Source organism: Novipirellula herctigrandis (assembly GCA_007859835.1).
Lineage (GTDB): Bacteria > Planctomycetota > Planctomycetia > Pirellulales > Pirellulaceae > Novipirellula_A > Novipirellula_A herctigrandis.
Genome location: SJPJ01000001.1, coordinates 3792969 through 3817134 on the forward strand (window position 1 = coordinate 3792969; position 24166 = coordinate 3817134).

The window sequence follows — 24166 nt, forward strand, 5'->3', positions numbered from 1 at the left end:
CCAAGTGCCAGACTCGCTCACCAAAAAGTGTCGCCTTGCGATGTCAAAATGGATTTTATGATATGCTTCGATTAGAAAAACAGCGGGACGATACGACACTACGCGCGGAGTAATCGAAGTGACTGACGATAAATTTCTTTTGCTGAAACGGCATGTTTGCTCGGAAGGTTTAAGCGATGAAGTCGCGCGCGAAATCGCCGACCAATGTACATTGAATAGGCTCGAACCAGGTGAATATCTACATCGTGCCAAAGAAACGTTCACGTCCGTGTACTTCCTTATTCACGGCCGTGTTCACCAATCGGTCCTGGATTTTCGCGGCAATGTGATGGTGCAGCGACACCAAACTGCAGGTGCTCAAATCGGGGCTCTGGCATGTGCCTTGGGCGAACCGGCACCGTTGGATATCGTGGCCGAGGAACCGTCCACGTTACTTAGCATGGATTATCAAGTCGCCCTTCGGTTGACAAAAAAGCATCAAGGTTTTCGACAGAACTACTCGAAAATGATTGCGGATGCCGTGATGCATCTGATCATGAAAGACCGCAAGCAACTTAAGCCGACACTGGTCGGCATATTTCATCAATCATCGGCAACCCGCCCGCTGACAGGTCGATTGATCAAGCGACTAAAAGAGTTGGGAGAAAGACCCCACATCATGACGGATCAATCGGATTGGCAGTCCATCGATGACGTCCCGGAATTCAGCCTGACCAAAGATGGAGACTTTTTGCCGACCAACGAGATTCAACAGAAATACGCTTCGTGGTCGGATTCCAAGCGGACCTTTATGGATGTCGATGCCGCGCTGGACTTTGAACGAATAACCAAAGTCTTCCAGGTTTGCGAAAAAGTCTTTTGGTGCGTGACACCAGAAAATTGGCGGGATTCCGTCACTCGACTTAACGCGATCGTCGAACATGCGCCCGGATGGAAAAACAAAATTAATGTCGTCTGGCTGCTGCCCGGAGATTGTCGATTTGCTCCTTTGGCACCGGATTTGAACGACCTTGCCAAGCGAAACTTCAAGCTCTCTTTTGAAGAGCCACCGAAAAATCAGAGCCGAGAACTGTACAACGGTTTTGAGCGGATCATCCATCAATTAAGGGGAATCAGGATCGGCGTCGCGCTCGGTGGTGGCGCGGCGCGAGGCATGGCTCACCTGGGCGTACTGAAAGTTCTAGAACAGAACGGAATCGTCATCGATATGATTGCCGGCACCAGTGTGGGAGCCATGACCGGAATCCTCTATGCGTCAGGATTGGATCCCGATTACAACGTCGACTGTTTTGTCAGTGATTTGAAACCTGGCTGGCTATTCCGGCATCTTCCCAATGGCGGATACTGGTACCTCCTCTATAAATACCGACGCCGACAGTTTGATCCAATGTTAAGAAAGTATTTGAGAGACAGCCGCCTGGAACAACTTGCGATTCCCGTTCAATCGGTAACCGTCGACTTGATCAGTGCACAACCGGTTGTACGTGCGGCAGGGGACTCCGTGCATGCCATTACCGAAAGTATTAACTTGCCCGTACTCTCGACACCCATTAATCGTGATGGCAGGTCGTTAGTTGATGGTGGGATTGTCAACAACGTGCCGGCTGACCTGTTGGTCGCCAACGGATGCAATTTTGTCATCGCCGCCAGTGTGACCGCAAGTTTGGAAAAACAATTTGCCAAGAATCGTTCGGACACCCCAACTTCCAACATGAAATCGGCATCGGCGATCAACACAATTTTGAGGACCTATGTCGTGCAAAATGTAAACATGAATTCGGTCGGCGTCGCGCCCGCAGACTTTGTAATTCAGCCGGATGTGACCGAATTCGACCTTGCCGAGTTTGTGCGGGCCGACGAAATGGCGGCCACTGGCGCAGCGACGGCACTGGAGGCGATTCCCAAACTAAAAGAACTCCTGGCTGAAGTCGACCCACAACTTTTTGCCAACGAATAGGCCTTGCCATTACCCACATTTTCATCCCCAAGGGATCCAAGCCATTAGCCGGTGGTGAGAGCGCGAGCGAACACCACCGGTGACGAGGAAACGTGGGCATGTCGACCCCGAAGGGCGTCGCAGCTATTAGCCTTGTCAAACCCACATTTTTATCCCGAAGGGATTGCAAGCCATTAGCCGGTGGTAAGCGCTAGCGCCACCACCGGATGTGCAGGAAACATCAAACCATCGACCCTGAAAGGGTCGCAGCACGATCGCTGCAACCCCTCCGGGGTAGACGTGCGTTCTGTTTCACAGGCGTCCCCGGATGCGCTATCGCGATCCGGGGCTAATTGCTTTTAATCCCTTCGGGATAAACTACGGGTCACGCGAATCCTACTCCAAATACTTTTTCATCAGGCCGGCCTTTCGAGGGCGAAACCTTCATGGCTGTAACCGCTTCGCGGTAAATAGCGGTTGCACGCGCGAAAGTCGACGACGCGGGCCCTTCTTTTTCGCCGACTCCCTTGTTTATCACTCGTTGTGAGTGATGCGATCTTCTTCATACAGTCGCATCATGAACGTTGAATTAGGGCGAGGAACACCGGACGCAGTGAATGGGTGGAGGCGTTGATGATGCCAAGCGAACAGCGGCCACAGTTTGCACCGGCTAAGCCGGGCTGCTACCGCATCGCAGTTCAGGGGTGCCTGGACGAGCAAAAATGGTCTGGACGCTTGAGCGGCATGCGGATTGCCAGCCAGATAGAAGACGATCAACAAGCGGTCACGATCCTGAATGGTGAAGTGCGAGATCAAGCCGAACTCATTGGCATACTCAATACCCTGTACCAACCGCACATGAACATCCTGTCGGTGAACGGTTCACCATGTAACCAACCAAACGCCAATCACGAAACGTCATCGTAAAAGTGACAAGTCACGACAACTCGGTAATAATGACCGGGTTATTGAAAGTTGAAACAAATGGAACTCGGGGAGAACGTCAGTATGAAAATAAGACAACAAACGCATCCGAACGCACTCGCACTGGATGATGACAGGACAGACGTTGTACGCACAGTAGATGTGCTTAGCGGCGTCAACATCATAGTCCTCGTCGCGATGCTTTTCGTGTCTGGAGTAACGACAACGGTCGTCATGGCTCAGGAAAAGGCACAAGTTGACCGCACCGAATTGCCGATCAAGGCGCCGTGGTATCCGCCGATCACCACCTTGGACGCCCGCGACGCCAAGGCGCCGCCTGTGTTCGAGGTTAAAGCACCGAAGGATGCACCGAACGTTGTCGTCATCCTGCTTGATGATCTTGGCTTCGGCGGAACGGGCGCGACGGGAAGTATCCTGCCAACACCACAATTCGACAAGCTCGCCAAGAGCGGATTGCTGTACAACCAATTCCACACCACGGCACTTTGCTCACCGACTCGGCAAGCTCTGATTACCGGTCGCAATCACCACTCATGCAACCAGGCCAAGATTACGGAAGTCGCGACCGCCTTTCCCGGCGCGACCGGCATGCTGCCCAACGACATCGCGACCATCGCCGAGACGCTGCGACTAAACGGTTATAGCACCGCTGCGTATGGCAAACACCATGAAACAGCTGTCTGGGAGATTAGTCCCTCAGGGCCGTTCACCCGCTGGCCAAACTTCACAGGCTTTGATGAGTTCTACGGGTTCTTGGGCGGTGAGACCAACCAATGGTCGCCGGCTGTCTATCACAATCTCAACCGTGTCGAGACGCCAGAAGACCCGGACTATCACTTTATGAATGACATGGCCACGAAGTCCATCGAGTGGATGCGATTCCAGCAGGCACTCACGCCGGACAAGCCGTTCTTCGTTTACTTCGCCCCGGGAGCCGTGCATGCACCGCATCACGTACCAAAATCTTACATCCAAAAACAAAGGGGTAATTTCGACCAAGGCTGGGACGTGATCCGCGAGCGAATCTTCGAACAACAGAAGAAGCTGGGCGTCATTCCTAAAGACACCAAGCTGGCGAAGAAGCCGGATGATATCAAAGACTGGGCGGATCTTTCGGCCAAAGAGAAAAAGCTCTACGCCCGGCAGGCCGAAGTCTTTGCTGCCTTCCTGGATATGACCGACCATGAAACGGGGCGCGTGATTCAATCAATCGAAGATATGGGTGAACTCGACAACACGCTGATCTTCTATATCGCTGGTGACAATGGCACGAGCGCCGAAGGCGGGATGTCCGGATTGTACAACGAGATGACGTACTTCAATGGAGAACCACAGGGGTCGGACATCGATTTCATGTTGAAGCACTACGACGATTGGGGTGGCCCATCCACGTATCCGCACATGGCAGCGGGCTGGGCAGTCGCATTTGATTCGCCGTTCACGTGGACCAAGCAAGTCGCTTCCAATTATGGCGGTACTCGCAACGCCATGGTGGTTTCCTGGCCGGATCGTATCAAAGCGAAAGGTGAAATCCGTAATCAGTGGCACCACGTGATCGATGTTGCGCCGACCATCCTTGAAGCCGCTGGCCTCCCGGAACCGCGAATCGTCAATGGCACGCCACAACGGCCGATCGAGGGAACCAGTATGGCCTACACCTGGGAATATCCCAATGCGCCAAGTCAGCATTCGATCCAGTACTTTGAGATGTTCGGGAACCGCGGAATCTATTTCGACGGGTGGTTCGCTGGCACGTTGCACATGAAGCCGTGGGCGAACCCCGAAACGCGATTCACCGAGGACACTTGGGAGCTCTATCACGTTGCCGAAGATTTCAGTATGTCGACAGATCTATCCAGACAACACCCCGACATCCTGGCCAAATTACAGCAAGCTTTTCTGGCCGAAGCGGTCAAATACAAAGTGTTGCCACTGGACGATCGACGGCAGGAGTTGTTCAACCCCAAACTGGCCGGTCGCCCTGATCTGATGTTCGGACGCGAGAGCCTGACGTTATACGAGGGCATGAACGGACTGCTCGAAAATGACTTCATCAATATCAAGAACACGTCGTTTGAAATCGTGGCCGAAGTTGACAGCGGAGACAAACCGGCCAACGGGGTCATCGTCGCTCAGGGCGGACGCTTCGGCGGTTGGGCGCTGCATGTGAAAGACGGAGTGCCGAGATACACGTACAACTATCTCGGCCTCAAGCACTCGGTCGCCGCGGGCACTGCCAAATTGCCCACCGGCAAGGCAGCGGTAAAGATGAACTTTGCCTACGACGGTGGAGAGAAACCCGGTGCCGGTGGCACGGCGACTCTGTACGTCAACGACAAGTCCGTGGCTACCGTGAAGGTTCCCAAAACGGAATTTTCAGTCTTCTCAGCCGACGAATCGGCCGGAGTCGGCATCGACATGGAAACGACCGTTTCCGAAGAGTACGACCGCGAGGGTAGCAAGTACACCGGCAAGATTGAAAAGGTGACCATCACGCTGAAAGACTAAGCAAGTAAAAAATCGAGGGCAAGGAAGCCATCGACAATAAAGAGCACGTGGTGGCGCCGGGCTTCATCGAGATGCATGACCACAACACCGCGGCGCCGTTGGCGCCCGCGTTGGCGTTTGCCCATCACGCAAACAGATAAGAATCCAGTTCTAAATTTTCATAAAGATGGAACATACACATGACAGCTTTAACCGTTTAGAAATTTGAATCAGCGACCGACGCTGGTGAAGCGTTCGCCCAAAATGACAGAACTCTAAAAACAATAACTCATTGAAATTGCCGATGCCGCCATCGTTGAATGGCCGAAAGGAATAAAGAAACCCAAAACGGGACACGCCGCCGACCTGCCCACAGCGGGAACGCTCAGCGGCGTATTTTTGGGGGATGCTGTTTGGGATGATCGTCTTCGTCCCCTTCTCTGGTATGGCCGTGGGCGCCGCGATGGACGTCTTGTCCGGTCATTTGGGCGACTTTGGCATTGACGACGACTTCATCAGTTCGGTTCGTGACTAGGTAACCCAAGGTACATCGACTCTGTTCATACTGACCGGAGAAGTGACCTTGGATAAAGTCGAACAAGAACTAAACGGCCAATTCGGCGCGCTGACTAAATCGAACTTGCCCCACGAACAAGAAGCCAGATTGCGAGGAGGTTTTGACGAGAAATAAGCTCTACTCAGGTTTTAATTTTTTGTGTTCAACATGTTAGGTGAAGGAAAAATACATGAGTGACTTTGTAGACATGACAGTTTTTTGCGGCAACTTACGAAAATCTGGACGCAGCCGAGTCGGACTTCGAACTTGTCAAGGCTCTGTATCATGAACTCGATCTGATGGATACGTTTGATGCTGCGGTTATTCGGAAGAACGAAAAGGGCAAAGTCAAAATCGTTCATAAACACGAACAACCGACGCGTGATGGGGCTTGGCTCAGTGCCGGCTGGGGGCTAACGACCGGATTGGTAGCCGCACTGTTCCCCGCTACGGCCATTGGTACAGGACGATTGGCGGTTACGACCGGTGCCGGTGCCGCCATCGGTGCACTCGCTGGACATGCTGTCGCCGGCATGAGCCGGAATGATCGAAAAGATCTTGGTGAAGGTCTCGACATGGGCGAAGCGGGCTTGATTGTGATCGCCGCAACCGATGTCGGCGCGCGCATAGAGAGTACATTGAATGCAGCCGAGAAAATCATCAAGAAGCAGATCAAGGCCGACCAGAAAGCGATCGGGAAAGAAATCAAGGAAGAGATCTAGTCTGGCCCCCAGGTGCGTTCCCGCAACCTAGGGCCAATCGCTGCGATCCCGATCGGGACCAACTATCCCGGAGGAATGCAAAGAGTTGGGCAAAACCGGTGGAACACTTTCCACGCAAAAACCGTCTGGGATCCGATATCGATTTCGCGCAGTCCTGGCAGCGTCTTGACTGTGCGTCGAACTCTCTTCGTTTTGGGCCGTCGCCCTCGTTTTTCACTCCTTGTGAGTGATGCGATCGCCTGTTTGCAGACGCATAGTAAGTTGCAAACAACGACCGTTTTCAGTTACCAATATTAATGGCAAGAAGATTGACGGCGGCACTTGGACATTCCCGCAACCGCAGCCGGGAAAGAGGAATTGGCCATCATTACACGCAGAAGACAACACACCTTAGCGCCCCCCCTTTTATCACTGCTGGGGTATGTCTTCTTTACCCACTGCTGTGAACAAATTGATATTTACTCAAATCGTTTTCCGCGTGAGACTTAGGGCTGATGGATGTTGGTATCCCCATCGACGCAGGAATGATTCACGCGGAGGCAGATCATGGATAGATTGGCGAATACGGTGACTGGTGCAAGCACACGAACTTTGAATTGGACACGCACGTTCCACCAATCTTCAGCGGTTCGGGCATCCCAACCGGAAAGCGATCAACGGCGTTGGTCGAATACTTCGACATCTACCCGACTTTGGCCCAATGGTGCGGATTGACGACTCCGAAGTCATGCGAGGGCGCGAATCTGTTGCCACTCTTCGCCGATCCATCACTTCCGGGAAAGCAAGCCGCACTGAGCCAGTATCCTTGCGGCGGCATGGGGTATTTGATTCGCAGCGGGAATTGGCGTTTCACGCGGTGGCAAGAGAAAACGGCAAGATCGTTGCTCGTGAGTTGCACGATCACTCGCAGTCCGACGTCGCTACGGAGAACGTTGCGGAGCTTCCCGAAAACGTGAATACGGTGAAGAAACTCGACGAGCTATTGTTGAAAATCGTTGGTAAATAGCAGTTAGCGGGAGACCGCTGGTTTACATTTTGGATGTTCGCGACATTCCCTTGTGACAGGTGAGATAGGCTTCCAGCCTGTCATCCTAGAAACGACAGGCTGGAAGCAGATCCCACTTATTTACCCCCGGAGATTTTCCATGCAGTCATTCCGTTTTCCAGCCATCTGCGTATTGCTGATTGGCATCGGGCTACCGCTATTCGCAGGCACAGCATCCACTGCTGAGCTGGACAAATACGGCGGCACGACAGCCATCAAAGGCGACGCAACCGGATTCTTTCACGTTGAAGAGATCGACGGACGTAGTTGGTTCATCACGCCAGAAGGAAATGCATTCTTTGCCGTTGCACTCAGTCACATGCTTTCGGGCGAAAGCGATGTCGCATGCCAAAATGTATACGGCGGCAATGCGGACAAATGGCTCAAAGATTCATTCGAAAAGGCTCGCGCAATGGGCTTCAACTGTGCGCTCGGTAGTGCGACCAGTCCGGAACGAAACTTAAACGGCTTCGTTGATGTTCCCAAAGCCGAAAAGCTGTTTCGCGAAGCGAACTTCCCGTTCGCGGTTGGCGTGATCTTACTGAAGCACCCGTGGGAATTCGTGGACGGCGAAACGCTGCCGGATATCTTTCATCCCGACTATGAGCAGCTGATCCGATCGCGAGCTGCCCAGGTCTGCCCTCGCTACAAAGACGATCCGCTGTGCATGGGCTACTATTATGGATTCGGAGCGTTCAACCAATCCGACCAGTGGGTCAATCATCACTTGTCGCTACCGCAGGGAAGTCCCGGCCGCGAAGTGTTGTCTGACTTGCTCATCAAGCGATACGCAGCCGATGTGAAAAAGTTCAATGCTGCCTATGGCACTTCTTTGAAGGACATGTCCGAATTGAAGTCGAGTTTTGATTTAGTGTATGAAAAGGAATACGAACGCCGCAACTATCCCCGCGTTGGCGAGACACTAGACAAACAAAAACTTGCCGACTTTGAAGCGATTGTGTCTCACATGTGCGTGACACTTTATCGGATCGGCCACGAGTCGATTCGTCGCTGGGACGGCAACCACTTGATCCTCGGTTCGTTCATCAAGGAATGGGCGTTATCAATTGATTCGTGGAAGAAAACAGCACCCTACGTTGACATGATCGCACCCCAGCACGTCAACGAATTCATTTCGGTGAATGATATTGCAGATGCAACCAACCTGCCGATCATCATGTCCGACGACTACTTTGGGTTCCACTATCCCGGCAAGACTGGCAGCCTGCACGCGGGGCTGGTTTCACACGAAGCACGTGGCGAGGTCTATTACGCGAACTTGATGCGGCACTTCAAAGACCCACAAGTCCTGGGCGTAACCTATTGCGCCTGCATGTACGATCAGGGCGGCAACACTCTAGCGAAGAACAACCAAAATGGTTTTTACTCGCTCGACGGTAAGCCTCGAGAGAAGTTGATTGAAGTGGTGACGGAGCTGAACGGGGCGGTCTACAAACACGCGGGCGATCCAGCATCGCCGGAGGAGCTAGAAGGGTTGCACACAGAGTTGTTCGGCAAATGGAAAGAACACAGCATTCGCCGCGGACGCTAGGTGGGATAGGCTTCCAGCCTGTCGTCATATTTCCATTCATTTATTCTTTCATTCTTTGTTCTCGTTTGACAGGCTGGATGCCTATCCCACTATGAAATACATCATCTTACTTGCAGCCATCCTGTCTGTCGAAACTTGCATCACGCACGCCGAAGACGCGACCGGGTTCATTCGTGTTGAACAAATCGACGGCGCTTGGTGGTTTATCAACGCGGATGGCGAGAAGTTTGTCAGCATTGGTGTGAACCACATCGAGCCGCATATGTGGCTTGCTCCGTATAACAAATCGGCGACGCTGAAAAAGTACGGCAGCGATATGATCAACCCAGACGGCCACTTCAACACGCACGGTGATGCCGCCAAGAAGTGGATCGACGCCCAAGTAAAGACCACTCGAGAGCTTGGTTTTAACACCTTCGGCAAGCACACTCACCCTGCGATTGATCCGAAGCTCTACCAAGAAAAGGTCTACTACATCGCATCGCTCGACACCGCTCCGCTTGCTGGTTGGCAAGAAAAACACGGTCGCGGGCCGAGGCCTGATGTGTTTTCAGTCGACTTCGAGAATCATGTCGCAGCGCGAGTTCGTCAAGTAACCGACTTGCACAAAAACCAACGGAACTTGATCGGGTATCTGTACACCGATGTGCCCAGTTGGGTGATGGGTCGCGCCGACCAGATGGAGCGGAACGATACGACGATGATTTATCCTTGGATCAATGCGATCCTGCCACTGGGCGAATCGTCACCAGGGAAACTGCGGTGGTTGGAACACCTGAAGCAGCGTTACCCAAACGCAGAAGTGGCCGCCAAGGTGTGGGGCATGCCTGTCAGCCCGACGTACGGTATTTCATGGAGAGAAATGGCGCGGCAAATGGATTGGTCAAACGCGACCGACGTCGCCGCCGCTAAGAAAGACATGCTGGCATTCATGCCAATCATTGCGGAGCAGTGGTACGGACTGCACGAACGACTCATTCGCAAACACGACCCGAACCACCTGATTCTTGGCGACAAGAATATGGTCATGTGGTACTACGATTTCATGCTGCCAGCGGTGAAGAAGCATGTCGATGTTGTCTGTGTGCAGGCATACGGGCCGTGGGAAAAAGACAGAAAGCTGTCCGACATGATCTACGAAGCAACCGGGAAACCGATCTTCAACGGAGACGGCTGCTTTGGTCTGGCAGGACCAAACCAGCAGGAGTGGGGCGTCAAGGGATTCCGCACCGGCGCCAAGTCGCTCAAAGACGTCGCGAGTCTGTACGAACAGATGCTGCGTGGCATGATGGCGACGCCTTACTACATCGGCTGGCATCATTGTGGCTACATGGAGCAGTGGGACGATGCCGAACGAGGCGACTCGCCCCGCAACGAGAACGGCTTCATGGATCCCTTTGAGACCCCCCACACTGAGTGGACCGACGTGATTCGAGAGGTCAACAACAAAGCGCCGGATCTGCACGAAGTGGCCAAGTAAGGTCTCAAAAGCAAACCGGCTCGCGAGATAGAGAAGATCAAGTTTAGACATCGAGCCTACATCAGTTATCACTGAAAGTGATGTCCGCGGTCCGAGGAAACGAGTCGTAAGTCAGTTCCCATGATTTTAAAAACTCGATCACATTTGGTTCTCGTTTCGTACCACGGTGAACGCGAATCGCAGCCTTTGATAATCCCCAACAGTAACAGAATGCTCGATAAACATTGGGAGCCAAGTTGTCTATTCGCATGACTCTTGTCATCCGTGTCGATAACGTTGAACCGTCGCGATCCAGCGAGGATCCGTTAGTGATGCCGCTCTGCTGAATTCGTTTCCGGCAACGATGCTCTAATGCGAGCAACTAACTCATCCGAATCCCTCTCTACGTCCCGATTTTTTTCGTGCTTAGCAGTTGTCCCACGCGCACAGTCACTGGCCCCAACAAAATGGGTTCCACAACTCAACTTGGCTTGTGGCACGAAAACACGCGGTTCCGTTGAGCCCTCTATGTTTTGGAACAGCCGAAAAATTGGATTTAGAGAAACGTCATCGTATGCTCGTTTTCGATCGTAATTCGATCCGTCTTGGCCACGACTTCTGAACAAGCTAACAAGATGAGTTTATCACCTTGCCAATTGCTTGGCGGAATCGGATGATGCGTTACTTCTTTCATACCATCTGACGAGACGGCATGAATAGTAATCGTGACACCGGGGGGCATAACACTCATTGTGGTTGAACCCTTATACCGATGGAAACTCGACCGTACGGATCATTTCGGGTCCACTGAACGTCGCCTCGACCCAAACCGGTTCATCGCTTGGATCCAAACGGATCGTTGTGCCAGGTTCTTTTCTCAGGCATTTTCCCCACGGTTGATCTTCGGCGTTGCTGGTGACAGAGAGCGGCACCAATGCTTTGCCTGAATCCCCCTCAGGCGTAGAAAAGGCAATGACGGCAATATCCTGATAGTCTCGCCAATCTTCTTCGCTGGGTTGAGGCAATGGCAAATGCAACGCGACGTTACTACCACCACTCACCTCTGAGCGGCAATACACGAGATGTCGCATTGCCTTTTCGGGAGTAAACCAGGGTCCGCCAGACATCGCTCAGCCCGGAAAGTTCTGCATCGTGAAACGTAAGCCGAGGCGTTGACACTCTTGAGCAACATGACGTACCGCGTCGTCCCAAGATTCACTCAAACATTTGATTTGAGGATCGACACTTGGCCATGGTCCACCGGATTGACCATGAAAGAACTGGACACACTCAATCTCAGCATTGGCAATCGCTTCTATATCGGCTGTAACACCTTGTTCGGCCACATTTCCGCCGATGAAATGGAACCAAGTCTCCGGATGAAAAACCTTAGCAGGATTCTGAAAAGAAATGACATCCTGATCATCCAATGGACTCTCGATCGTGGCAATCTCCGATACCGAAGGTGCAACAGGGTCTTGTGCAACAACAGCAAACGCCGGCGTCAGCAGCAGAATAACAGGACAACCCAGTCGCCATGGGCTTAGAAAGGTAATACCGCACATCGTTCTTTTCCTTTATCACTCTCGAAGCACATCCTTGAGTCGCATATTGTATAATCCTAAGGCCTTGCTCATTTTTACCGGCGACTCGAAGTGGTTATAGAAAGGTCTCAGCCTGTTTCATCCCACCACGTCTCGCGTAAAAACGATTTCCGATGTCCCCGCAGCTCGCCCAACATAGTGACCTGCCATAGAAAATCCGCAGCGATGCGAATCAACCAATTGTCCTTTCCCGCCTAAGTCGTTCCTATTGACCATCACTACCTACACATGCCTCTACCAGTGGTGAACAAGTTTTAAAAAGCCCCCCGTGCTGATTATCGCCACGTGTCAGTTTCCATCACCAAATTGTTGAGCGCAGGCAATCATGCGTCACGTCTCAACGGGAGAATTATCCAATGCAATCGGGTCAGCAAACCACTAACCTAGCTTTGATCCTTGGGACCATATTGATTGGGATGTCACCAATCCAAGGTCAGCAAAAGATCGGTACCCGGCAAATCCATCTCGACTTCCATACCTCCGAACACCTTCCGGAGATCGGCGCGGATTTTTCGAAGGAACAATTTCAAGAGGCCCTGAAGGTAGCCAACGTCAACGCCATCAACATCTTTGCAAAGGGGCATCATAGCTGGAGCTACTATCCGACGAAGGTCGGTCACGTACATCCGAATCTCGATTTCGACTTACTGGGTGCTCAAATCGAAGCATGCCATGAGATCGGCGTACTGTGTCCGTTCTATTTTACATTTGGTTGGTCGCATACGGATGCCACTCGACATCCCGAATGGTGTGCGCGAAATCAAGACGGAACGATGATAACGACATCGTCATACAATTTTGATGCAAAGCCGGATACCCCAAAGCCGAATTTCCAATGGATCAACATGTGTTGCAACACTCCTTACCACGATCACATGATGAAACAGGTCGAGGAGCTCTGTGAAATGTATCCCGTGGATGGGTTCTGGTTTGATATTTACCAAATCAATCGTCTCTGTTACTGCGAGACCTGTAAAAAACGGATGAAGGAACAAGGCTTCAATGTTGGAAACAAGCAAGACGTTCAGCGATTTCAAGGCGAGTCGTTCAAGAAGCACCAACGAGAGCTTTCGAAACTGATCCGCAATCGTCACCCGGAAGCCACGATCTACTTCAACGGAGTCACGTCAACCAGTCGTGGTGCTGCCAACTTTACCCTGAAGTTGTACGAGAATAATACGGTTCAGGATCTAGAGGACTTGCCAACAACGTGGGGTGGCTATGACAAGCTACCGATCCAATCAAAGTATTTCCTCAAGGCTGGCTATCCTGTGACCGCGATGAGTGGAAAATTCCATAAGGCTTGGGGCGAGTTCGGTGGGTTCAAGCATCCTAACGCTTTGAAGTACGAGGCAGCGTCCATGATTTCCTGGGGTGCGAATTGCAACTTTGGGGATCAGTTGCATCCCAACGGTCTAATGGACATGGACACTTACAAGAACATCGGCGTGGCGTACGAGTACGTCGAAAAGATCGAAGACTTTGGCGTTGGCGGGTTGCCGACGGCACGGGTCGGAGTTTGGCGCAGTTTCGACTCCGACCATGACGAGGGCGTCACTCAAATGCTTTTGGAATCGCACGTCAATTTTAATGTTGCCAATGTTGGCAACGAAGATTTGACAGATTTTGATGTCATCGTTGTCCCAGGGGTTCCCTGTTTGAACGAAGCTGACGCTGCGAGACTGAACGAATATGCAAAAGCTGGCGGGGCTCTACTGGTCATCGGCGAAGGTGCCATGGATCGGTCACGCCAAACGCTGTTGCTGGATATTGGTGCTGAGTTCGTTGGCTCGGGAACGTACGACCGAGACTATTTGGTCGTGGGCGACTCGATCGAGGACGGATTGGTCAACAGCCCTTTTCTTTGTTACACGCCAGGGCTACGGATCAAACCAGCGTCGGGTACCGAAGTTCTCGCTTCGATTCGCGAGCCATACTTCAGCCGAACTTACGAAAAGTTCACGTCTCACCAAAACACGCCCTACAAGTTGGAAGACGCTCCGCATCCCGGTGTGATTCGAAACGGCAACGTCATCTTCTTTGCTCACGAGTTGGACAGGATGTACTTCATCCACGGCGCACGTCTTCATCGCGACCTGTTTGCAAACGCTCTGAAACTTGTGCACAAAAGGCCGATGGTCGAGACCAAGCTTCCTAGCGCCGGCCGTGTCAGCCTGCTGCACCAAGCCGAACAAAAACGGTACGTGGCGCATTTGCTCTACGGACCACCCATTACGCGAGGACAATGCGAAGTGATCGAAGATCTTCCGACGCTTCACGACGTACCGCTCACCGTGAATCTCCCTGTTGACGTGAAGAAAGCGGTTTTGGTTCCGGCCATGAAAGAGTTACCGATCACAAAGAAGGATGGAAAGCTAACCGTGACCATCCCACAATTCTCTTGTCACTGCGCGGTGGCATTTGAGTACGAATAACGAAACGTGATGAACAACACAGGACCACACCACGATGAAACGGCGTGAATTCGTCAGGCTAGGTGCAGCAAGTTCCCTAAACGCTGGGCTATTCGGCATGGCCACCACTTCCGCTGCCGACGCCACCGTAAAGCTTGACCGATTTGGTGGTTGGACCGCGAAGAAGTTCGACGCCACGGGCTTCTTCCGTGTGGAGAAGGCCGATCGATGGTGGCTCGTTACGCCGGAGGGCAACGCGTTTCTGAGCTGGGGGATAAATCACCTTCACCCTGACCTGTGGAATCAGGACTACAACCGCGAGGCTTGGCAGAAAACACTGGGGCTACAGAAACTGTATGGACCGGAATTCAACGCTGCGCTCCGGTCGTGGTTCATGGGAATTTGTGACCGGTTTGGTTTTAACACCGTGGGTGTGCATACCAGCTTGAACATTGTCAACCAGCCGCAGCCTCAAATGGCTTACATGCAGCCGATCCGTTTTGTTGATCTTCCACATTGGAAACCCGACATTCCAGATAGCAACTTCATGGATCTGTTTTCGCCTGAATTTGCCTCGCACTGTGACGGCATGGCGAAAAAAATGGTTCTGCCGATCAAAGATGATCCCTTTTTGCTCGGTTACACCATGACCGACTGTACGCTGTTTACCGAAGAAGACCTACGTGAACGCCCCGACGTGATTGGAGGAAAGCGAAGAGAGTCGCGTGTTGGTTGGCCTCGTCGACTCAGGAACATGGGAGCAAAGGCGGCGGGAAAGAAGGCCTACGTCCAAACCATGCGGAATCTCTATCGCGACAGTATCGGCGACTTTAATACGACTTATGGCACGCCGTTTGATTCCTTTGATGCCTTGGCGACTGCTGAGCACTGGCGTCCTCAGACGCAGTTGTCTAACGCAAATGAAACTCGCGACAACATCGAGTTTCTGCAACGCTGCGTCGGCAAATACTACCAAACAGCGCGTGACGCGATTCGCCGCTACGACACGCACCACATGTTTGTTGGTGACAAGATCAATGCGAACACCGATTCGCTGGATACCGTTCTGCCGATCACCAGCCAGTACACCGATCTGATTTTCTATCAAATGTATGGCCGCTACGAGGTACAAAAACCCGGTTTGGATCGCTGGTCAAAGCTAACGGACAAACCGTTTATCAATGGTGATTCCGCGTTCACAATGACAACCGACATCATGCCACGTCCGTACGGTCCCGTCGCCGACAACTTGCAGCAGCGAGCCGAATGGACCGCCGAGTTCTTTCACCGAGCTTTCGAGCGACCGGACTTCGTTGGCTGGCACTATTGCGGATTGATTGACGCTCCGATTTTGGTGCCACGGAAAGCGAGTCGGCAACACTCTGGTTTGCTCAATGGTTTTGGAGACGCTTATCCTCAACTTGAGAAAATATTGAAAGAGTGCGCGGGCGACATCTACAATATCGCTAAGGGCTGATTTGTGGATTAATCCACGTAGGGTTTGGTTACCTACGATCTTGCGCAGCGCCCGTGTGCCGCGGTCTCCTTTGCCGACTCACCCGATGGTCCTTGGACAGCCCACAACAAAATCGTCATCCCCAATGGCGCCAAAGGTGAATGGGATCAGTATTCCATTCATGATCCCTACCCACTCGTGCACAACGGCCGCATCTACATCGATTACAAATCCGACTTTGGAGAAAAGCCTGACCTAGTACGCATGCAGGGATTAGCCACGGCCGACAATCCCCTAGGTCCTTTCACAAAACATCCGTTGAATCCTGTGATAACCTCGGGGCATGAAACGCCGCTCTTCCCGTTTCGCAAAGGCGTTGCCGCTCTGGTGTACAAAGATGGCCCCGAGCACAACACGATCCAGAAATGAAACAGCATCGCGTCAAGCATAAACCCGACGTTTTTTTTCGCCAAGGACTAAGCAAGCGACAGCTCAACAGAATCAGCAATGAAAACGCCGACCGCGTCAAAAATTAGTAAAAGAATATCTCAATGCAACAATTTGCAATCTGCCTGCATCTAAGGCAGCTGCTTCGCAACACTGGCTGTTAGTAGCAGAAATGTTTTTTGCTTGCTGTTAGTTCGTGGCAAATACTGCTCCTAGGTCTTGATAAAGTCCGTGCAAAGCTTGCGCACTCATGAACGACGCGAAACAAAGGATCGACGATAATACGATCCACTCGATCTTGTTCGGCCGGAACTTACCAAGCAGATCGCTCCGGCTGGAAAGGTACATCAGGCCCAGCAATGCCATCGGCATCACCAGCGAAATCCCCGCTTGTGATAACAGCAGCAGGAATACCGGCCGCGCTGTGAAAACGCCGAGAATGCTGACCGCCGTTAGGATGCCAAACACGATGCGTTTCTTCAAAGTGCGTGTCTCTCGCGGTCGCCCCGACAAATCATCGGTCAGCCAAGGAATTACCATCATGTTCGGCAGATGCGAGGAGATGCCTGCCGCCATGATCCCAATGACGAATACAAAAAGTGCGGCAGGACCAAAAACGGGCAGCAGCATCGGGATCATTTCCTTAATGTGATTCATCTTCAGCCCTTCCTCGTGGAGGGTTGCAGTGGCGGTGATCATCACGGCGGCGCTGAGCACAAACATCATCGAGGCACTAACCATTGCATCGCGTTTTTGAATCGCCCAGTCAGCCATCGTCCAACCATGATCCTTGACTTGGCCGCTGCGAATCAGAAAAGCAAACACCGAAACGGTTGTTCCGATCATCCCCGCTAGGATCACCATCGAATTGTTGTCGCTGCCCCGGGCAACCGCGGGCATTTTCGGAACAAAACCCTTCGCTACTGTTTCGAATCCAGGAAAGAACCAAATCGCGGAACCGATAAAGGCGACTCCCATCAGAGCCACCATAACACTCAGCATCGCTTCGAAACGCTTCGTGTTTCCAAGTAGGATCAAACCATAGACTATCAACGCCAAGATAATACCAATCACGACGCGGTTTCCCTCCACTAACCAGACCTCCTTGCAACAAACGAGGATGACGTCTGTCAGCAAGCCGATCATTGCCATTAACGCCGATAGGATAATGACAGCCAGTGCACTCCATAGAATCCAGGCAAACACAGGATGGATATGCCGATGGTAGGCCTCCATTGCTGTCAGGCCAGTTACCATCGTGAACCGGCTAAAGAAGTTGATCAGGTACCAAGTAATCAGGCAGCTGAGTGCAACTGCCCAGAGCAGGTCGGTTCCAAAATTCGCACCGGCTTTACTCATCGCTGTCAGGCTGCCGGTTCCGATGTTGTAACCGATCAGGAATATCCCTGGCGTCAGCGAGAACAAAAGAGCAGACAGCTTGTTCTTGATGCTCATTTCGTCGTTCGTCATTCCGTTACGTGAACGGGTTGTAGATTAGCGGATTGGTCATCTTCAATCGAGTGTTCTTCCACACGATGGACCACCACGCCACTAAGAATCGGCTTTCCTTTCTTGACATTCAGGCTCAAGCTAAGCTGGCCTGGTTTGCTCAGACTGCCGAGTATTTTCAGCTCGCGGTCGCTTCCTTCCTGGATCGCAAATGGGACGATCGACGGGGACAACATGGGCAATTCTCGCAATTCAACGTGACGCCAGTTTTTCCCGTCATCGGAGACCTCGACGCTGTAATTCGCTTTGCGGCTTTCTGCGCCATACCATTCAACTTCAATGGAGTCCGTTTCTTTTTCGCGGTCCAGACGGAACTGAATCCAGGCCTCGCCCTCGGTGGCCCAACGTGTGTTGGGATTGCCATCAAGCACGGCGGTGGCGGGATAGCCTCTCTCCGATGCACTCGCCTTTACCACTTGCTCGGGCGCTGCGTCGGAAAGGGTCTCAATACGGACTCGGTGAATGCTGTTCCACGCGTTTTGCGAATTGCCTTTACATGACAGACGCAAATGCGAGGCGTGAACGGGTGCAAAAGAAATCACTGGTGACGTTGAACTGCCAGACTCGATCAAACTCGCTTCTCCTTCGCCTGGACCGTCCAACCACAGACTCGCCTCATACTGCCCCGGGCGAAACAGACCGCCGACCGGAACGATCGCCGACAGTGGAATCGTGACAGGTTTTTCGATCACGTATCCCGCGTCTCGCACTGAACCCGCCACTTCGTGATCGCATGAGACGATGGTTCCATTGGTTTCTCGTTCGCCTCGCACCGACCAATAGTCGCCATCGGGATCGACAAAGAATGTGTGCTTGCCTCCCGACTGCGCAAGCGTTTCGTGATGAGTCGGACCGAAATTGATACGCAATGATTCCAGTCCAACTTTCTGGCACGCGGCAATGTAGTCAGTCAACCAGCGTGTTCCCAACGAAAGTACCATCGCCTCTTCGGTCCGGTCACCACCGTCGAGCTGTGACAGTCGTGAAAAAGCACGCATCGTTTCCCGTGGATCCGCGGACTTCAGCAATCGCTGTGCTGTGGCGTAGTCGCCCTTCTCGATCGCTTTTACGGCAGGCCGAAAGGCAAACTCTTGCACCTCACAGAAAGAAATGATTGTTGCTTCCAGTTCCTTGAAATATTCCACTCGGTGGCGGCCTTCCGGCGGCATTTTCGAGAGATCAACGCCCGACAATAGGTCCAACCGCCTTCGGCAACCTTGAACGGCTTCTTTAGGCTCGGGAATGTACTCCCTTGTTTTGAAAAACTGGTCGCCTGTTACTCGCCCAAAGATGGGAGCCTGCGTCCACCAGTCGTACAGGTACGCGGACATGGTTTCTTGGTTGACTTCACCGAACCAATGCAGGGCTGCTCGTCGGCAGGTTTCCTGGCAACTTTCGTTTCGAGTAGTCGCCCATACCTGTTTTTCATGATTCCGAAAATGCAGATCCAATGGTCGTTTCATCCAGTGGATAATTCCGTATCCACGAGCCTGTAACGTTTCGAGTGTATCGCAAAAGTTCTGCTGCGATTTCATCGGGCGGCCGATGTATTCGCCGTCGTCGTGATGCGCCCAAATGATCGGCATAACGCGCCCACTGGCGACTTCCAAATCGGCATAGGACTTTGGCACCTCAAAGAAGAACCCCGCGCGGTAACGCGGCATGCAATTCGAATCGAGCGGCATGATCGTAACGTCCTCGGGAAGGAACGTCACCAAAGCGGGGATGTATTCCGTGTTCCAACTGCCAGTACTAAGTCGAACATCAGTTCGCCCCATTGCGTCGAGGGACTCTCGATAAGCCGTCACGACTTTGTTGATCGCAAAGCTGCAGACCGACTGGTAATAATCCGCGGCTTCCGGTTTCCTCGCGATGATCTTGTTGTATTCAGCCTGCCATTCCACCGGCAACTGCTCTCGTTTCGTCAAAGCCCCCCATTCCGCAGCGTGCGAACGGCGCCACAGAGCCACGTCATCAATTTCGGGATAAAGCGTTAGCAGGGATTCCACCTGCGCTTGATAGAAGGCTCTGCCATCGGTCGAGTCCGGTTTGGGAAGCCATTTTCTGCCATTGCTGAATTTGGCTGATGACGGAAGCGTCTCGATCATGTCCTGCAACAGCACCGAGGTTGTATCGATATCGATTGCGAAGCAAATATCCATGCCGCGCCGCTCGGCACACTCAAAGACACGTTTCATCATCGACTGAGCTGCTTCGATGCGTTGCTCATCAGAAACCAGCGCCGCATCAGATCCAAATTCGGGACCATCGAAGATATCCCCCCCGGGAATCCGCCTTACATCATTGATGTGTTGTCGTCCCCAGTCACGTCCCTTACGACTTGAACCGTAATACCCGACCTCTTTAGTGATTCCATTAAACGTGTAAGTGAACATGGGATTGTTACCATACGCATGCACCATGATCGTGTTGAAGCCCATCTTCTGCGATTGCACAATCCAGGACTCCCAATCTTCGTAATTCCAACCAGTGCAACCGCTGAGGAAGTTGTGCCAGTTGAATACATATCTTTTGGACACCAAGGGCCGATCAGCTATGCTCCATTCGTGCAAGGAAAAATCACCAAGAGACGTTTCTGGCAAAGCGTCGCTTGTCAGGTAGAAACCGCATCCAAGCTTTTCCAGGATCCCGTAGACGCCATACATGACGCCGCGTGGATCAGCACCCAAGATGATGCCAGTGTTTTCCCCGTCGGTGGTCACCACATAGCTTTCTGGATGCTGGACTTTCTCGCGGCCGACTTGCTCGACGAGACCGGGCGCCGACTCCGGCGTACCCAGCTTGATCGTAAAACTGGAAGTGTTCGAAGCGTCCGACCGTATTTCAAACCGAGAATCCGGATAGAGTTTGGTAAGAAACGACACCAGTTCGTTTGCCGCGACCTGTTCGGGTGAGGTCGCTGTCGAGGAAACCAGGATTTCTACTTCAGTTCCTACCGATGGATCTGCTGCGCTGGCTTGATCCGGTATGCACACCAATGCCCCAACCAATAGGACAAACAATCCGCCAAAGATTCTATTCATTTCATTTTCCTTCGTAGGCTGTTCATGATAACTGTTTCAATTTCCTGAATTCTGCGAGCTGAACTTGTAGAATCTCATCCCTGCAATGCCTTGATGTAGCCCATGGCGAAAGCCATGCCGGCATGCCAGGGAGCGTGGCAACTCATTTGTGGAGTGTGATCGGGAATGATCACGCCTTCGAACTGATTCTTCTTTAGAATCTCCATAATGCGGCGCATATCAATCTGTCCTTCGTCGATGAAGGTTTCGGTGTAATGCGGAACCTTTCCTCGTACGTTACGAAAATGGATGTAGGCCACATCGCCCTGCTTCACATAACGCTCGCAGACCTCGTTAATGTCACCTTCGGTCATTTCAGAAAGAGTGCCCAAACAAAACTCCAGTGCATTGTGATGACTCGGAACAATGTCCAGCAACCGCTGATACATGTCCGGCTGATAGACCAAACGCGGTTGACCGCGAACATAGTCCAAAGGCGGGTCATCCGGATGAGCCGCTAAGCGGACACCGGCTTGCTCGGCGACCGGCACTAATTCCTTCAAGAACCATTCAAGCCGTCGCCACAGTTCATCGTGACTAATCTGTGGCAGTTCTCCCACCGGCGCGTTTGGGTCATAGACCATATTCCAAACCATCCCGTTGGGAACCGGAGTGTTGTTGATTTGGTCGATGCCCCGCATGCCGACGGTCTTTGCTCCGCCACGAGCGTCGGTGAATGAATGCCGCCCTGCAACGCCCGCTAACGAAAAGTTGTAGCCGAACACGGGAATCCCCGCCTCGCCGACACTGCGAATGATCCCCATGAGACGCTCCATCTGAGCTTCCTTTTGAGGACCATCCAGCAGGATGTCATGCCAGTGTGCCGGATCAAAGTTCTCGATCGCCTCTAGTTCCAAACCGGCATCGTTGATCTCTGCCTTGAGTGCCTTCAAACTCGTAACGGACCATGCTTCATCAGGGGTACCACCCGCCAAGCCCCATCCAAGTTCCACATTGCCGACCGGCTGGTCATGGTTGTGTTCAGCCGATCCCTGATGAAAGTAATTCACTAGGTGAACCACAACATGAGTCGCGCCGCACTGCACCGCGAAGTCATAATTCTCACGACTGAGCATGTGGTTGTAGAGTCCAAACCCTAATTTCATCGACCCAGCCTCCTTTAAAATCCGATCGAAGCGCCACCGTCAACGGGCAAACACACGCCCGTGACGAATCTTGCTGCGGGACTACACAGAAACAGGGTAGCCCATCCGATGTCTTCCGGTTGTCCGAATCCACCCAGTGGCGTCCGCTGGAGGATTTTTTCTTCTCGTTTGGGATCCGAAGCCAATGCCTTTCGCATCATCTGGCTGTCAATCCATCCTGGCGCAATCGCGTTGACGCGAACGCCCCTTGGCCCCCACTCGCTCGCCAAAGTACGAGTCATCCCTAGATAGGCCGACTTCGCCGCCGAGTAGGCGACCACTTGTGGCAATCCGATCAATGACGTCATCGACGCAATGAACACAACCGATCCGTCACCACGGTCAAGCATACGTTGCCCCACTGATGTCGTAAGCTCAAGAGCCCCCAGCACATGTACGTCCAACACCTTCTGCGTTTCCTCTCGTGTGACATTTACTGACGGCTTTTTCAGATGCACACCGGCATTGTTGATCAGAAACGAGATGGGCGCAATGTTCTCCTCGATCTCGCTGACGAGTGATTCGGACGTTCCAGACTCGCTCACATCATGCACACGATAGGCAGCCTGTGGGCCCAGTTGCTGAGATGCCTTGGCGAGTGTCTGTTCCGACCTGCTGCAAAGCACGACGCGAGCACCGGCAGCAATGAATGACTGGGCGATACCCAGCCCGATGCCGGTCGCGCCGCCAGTGATGACGGCAAGCCTGTTGTTAAGCTCAAACGGTGTCATAGAAAGTGCTTCGTAAGGCGACTAGACAATCCACCCATGACGGTGAAGTTACCAGGACATGAACGCTGTGATGTTGTCGATATTGAAGCATTCACGGCCCCCAGTTGCTACGACATTCACAACCCGAAATGGTACAATATCAACCCAAGCAGCTGCAGCGAGCCGCCATTCCGGTGCCTTTATGGTGAAATAAGACAAATGGAACCGATTCTTGTCGATCAGCTTCCCGATGCCCAATCTCTATTCGGGGTCAAACGTTATGCGCAGTCAACGTTTTCCATGCCTTGGCACTTGCACAACTTCTTTGAACTGACGCTGATCGTTGAAGGTCACGGCACGCGCATTGTCGGCGACTCGATCGACAGCTTCGCAGCCGGTGACCTATTGCTCATCGGGCCTCAACTTCCTCACGTTTGGAAGAACGAAGAATCGAATTCGACTAATCTTGCAAAGGCAATCACCGTCCAATTTGCGGACGGATTCCCTGCCCCAGATTTTCTAGGACTCGCTCAGATGAATCCCGTTGTCAAGATGTATCAGATGGCAAATCGAGGCATACAACTGCGTGGCGAATTAAAGTCACGTACGACGGCACGGATGGAAGCTCTACCTGACCAACGAGGTGCGAGGCAATTGTTGACTCTTCTTGAGATCCTTGTTGACGTTGCTTTGTCGCCCGAAAAGCACCCAATGGCCAGTGAACGCTATTCGCCTCCCGCTTCGGTTGACATGGTTCGCTGGTCCGAGATCAATCGATACATTCTGGATCGCTTTCGTGAACCCATAACGGCTGCCGAGCTGGCAAACATTGCACAGATGCATCCATCCTCACTCGGCCGGTACATCAAACGAATGAGCGGACTAACACTGACGCAATATGTGAACCAATTTCGTGTTGGTCACGCATGTGGACTTTTGGCGAACGAGCAGAAGCCCATTGTCGACATCTGTTTCGATAGCGGCTTTCAAAATCTATCTCACTTCAACCGATACTTTCGCCGATCCAAAGGATGTTCACCCAGCGAGTATCGCAGAACGCTGAACGAAGTGATGGATTAACGGTTCGGCAAAGGGA

The 24166-nt window shown here is 52.4% G+C and carries 19 protein-coding genes and 1 pseudogene; 12 read left to right on the forward strand and 8 right to left on the reverse strand.

Annotated features, from left to right (window positions below; translation table 11 throughout):
- The first annotated feature begins 118 nt into the window (after positions 1-118).
- The 8 genes and pseudogenes from CA13_RS13855 (at position 119) to CA13_RS13890 (ending at position 10723) form a co-directional block, all read left to right on the forward strand.
- Positions 119-1957, forward strand: a complete 1839-nt coding sequence (locus CA13_RS13855) for a patatin-like phospholipase family protein (RefSeq protein WP_146397563.1) — start codon at positions 119-121, stop codon at positions 1955-1957.
- A gap of 612 nt (positions 1958-2569) precedes the next feature.
- The gene (locus CA13_RS13860; RefSeq protein WP_146397565.1) at positions 2570-2863 is read left to right on the forward strand and encodes a hypothetical protein; all 294 of its coding nucleotides are present in this window, start codon (positions 2570-2572) and stop codon (positions 2861-2863) included.
- A gap of 81 nt (positions 2864-2944) precedes the next feature.
- Entirely contained in the window at positions 2945-5389 is a 2445-nt protein-coding gene (locus tag CA13_RS13865) for an arylsulfatase (RefSeq protein ID WP_473087459.1), read from the forward strand.
- Between the two features lie 385 nt (positions 5390-5774).
- Positions 5775-6059: pseudogene (locus CA13_RS35115) on the forward strand (DUF1269 domain-containing protein).
- 164 nt (positions 6060-6223) lie between these two features.
- Positions 6224-6646, forward strand: a complete 423-nt coding sequence (locus CA13_RS13875; protein ID WP_146397567.1) for a DUF1269 domain-containing protein — start codon at positions 6224-6226, stop codon at positions 6644-6646.
- Positions 6647-7346: 700 nt separating this feature from the next.
- On the forward strand, positions 7347-7652 hold the full coding sequence (locus tag CA13_RS13880; RefSeq protein WP_146397569.1) for a hypothetical protein: 306 nt from the start codon (positions 7347-7349) through the stop codon (positions 7650-7652).
- Positions 7653-7791: 139 nt separating this feature from the next.
- Entirely contained in the window at positions 7792-9243 is a 1452-nt protein-coding gene (locus tag CA13_RS13885) for a hypothetical protein (protein ID WP_146397571.1), read from the forward strand.
- Positions 9244-9334: 91 nt separating this feature from the next.
- Positions 9335-10723 carry a beta-agarase gene (locus CA13_RS13890; RefSeq protein WP_146397573.1) on the forward strand — a complete coding sequence of 463 codons (1389 nt, stop codon included), beginning with the start codon at positions 9335-9337 and terminating at the stop codon, positions 10721-10723.
- A 61-nt stretch (positions 10724-10784) separates the two neighbouring features.
- Here CA13_RS13890 and CA13_RS13895 read toward each other — a convergent pair whose 3' ends face one another.
- From CA13_RS13895 to CA13_RS36130, 4 genes are all read right to left on the reverse strand, one after another.
- Positions 10785-10973: a hypothetical protein gene (locus tag CA13_RS13895; protein WP_146397575.1), complete on the reverse strand. Its 189-nt coding sequence runs from the start codon at positions 10971-10973 to the stop codon at positions 10785-10787.
- Positions 10974-11258: 285 nt separating this feature from the next.
- Positions 11259-11453 (reverse strand): hypothetical protein, encoded by a 195-nt coding sequence (locus CA13_RS13900; protein WP_146397577.1) that lies wholly within the window; start codon positions 11451-11453, stop codon positions 11259-11261.
- A gap of 13 nt (positions 11454-11466) precedes the next feature.
- On the reverse strand, positions 11467-11793 hold the full coding sequence (locus CA13_RS36125; protein WP_473087460.1) for a hypothetical protein: 327 nt from the start codon (positions 11791-11793) through the stop codon (positions 11467-11469).
- 39 nt (positions 11794-11832) lie between these two features.
- The gene (locus CA13_RS36130) at positions 11833-12267 is read right to left on the reverse strand and encodes a glycosyl hydrolase (RefSeq protein ID WP_146397581.1); all 435 of its coding nucleotides are present in this window, start codon (positions 12265-12267) and stop codon (positions 11833-11835) included.
- Positions 12268-12662: 395 nt separating this feature from the next.
- Here CA13_RS36130 and CA13_RS13915 point away from each other — a divergent pair, with 395 nt between their 5' ends.
- Genes CA13_RS13915 through CA13_RS13925 form a run of 3 tightly spaced genes read left to right on the forward strand, consistent with a single transcriptional unit; the run spans position 12663 to position 16605 of the window.
- Positions 12663-14741: an alpha-amylase family protein gene (locus CA13_RS13915; protein WP_146397583.1), complete on the forward strand. Its 2079-nt coding sequence runs from the start codon at positions 12663-12665 to the stop codon at positions 14739-14741.
- 34 nt (positions 14742-14775) lie between these two features.
- The gene (locus tag CA13_RS13920; protein ID WP_146397585.1) at positions 14776-16197 is read left to right on the forward strand and encodes a hypothetical protein; all 1422 of its coding nucleotides are present in this window, start codon (positions 14776-14778) and stop codon (positions 16195-16197) included.
- A gap of 24 nt (positions 16198-16221) precedes the next feature.
- Positions 16222-16605, forward strand: a complete 384-nt coding sequence (locus tag CA13_RS13925; RefSeq protein ID WP_473087461.1) for a glycoside hydrolase family protein — start codon at positions 16222-16224, stop codon at positions 16603-16605.
- Between the two features lie 207 nt (positions 16606-16812).
- Here the strand turns inward: CA13_RS13925 and CA13_RS13930 are convergent, their stop codons facing one another.
- From CA13_RS13930 to CA13_RS13945, 4 genes are all read right to left on the reverse strand, one after another.
- On the reverse strand, positions 16813-18078 hold the full coding sequence (locus tag CA13_RS13930; protein WP_419194325.1) for an NRAMP family divalent metal transporter: 1266 nt from the start codon (positions 18076-18078) through the stop codon (positions 16813-16815).
- Between the two features lie 11 nt (positions 18079-18089).
- The gene (locus CA13_RS13935; protein ID WP_146397589.1) at positions 18090-21176 is read right to left on the reverse strand and encodes a discoidin domain-containing protein; all 3087 of its coding nucleotides are present in this window, start codon (positions 21174-21176) and stop codon (positions 18090-18092) included.
- Positions 21177-21250: 74 nt separating this feature from the next.
- On the reverse strand, positions 21251-22321 hold the full coding sequence (locus CA13_RS13940) for a mannonate dehydratase (protein ID WP_146397591.1): 1071 nt from the start codon (positions 22319-22321) through the stop codon (positions 21251-21253).
- A 14-nt stretch (positions 22322-22335) separates the two neighbouring features.
- Positions 22336-23091, reverse strand: coding sequence for an SDR family NAD(P)-dependent oxidoreductase (locus CA13_RS13945; RefSeq protein WP_146397593.1), 756 nt, complete (start codon positions 23089-23091; stop codon positions 22336-22338).
- A gap of 36 nt (positions 23092-23127) precedes the next feature.
- On the opposite strand from CA13_RS13945, the gene CA13_RS13950 reads away from it, so the two are divergent.
- Positions 23128-24150, forward strand: coding sequence for an AraC family transcriptional regulator (locus tag CA13_RS13950; protein WP_146397595.1), 1023 nt, complete (start codon positions 23128-23130; stop codon positions 24148-24150).
- The last annotated feature ends 16 nt before the right edge of the window (positions 24151-24166 follow it).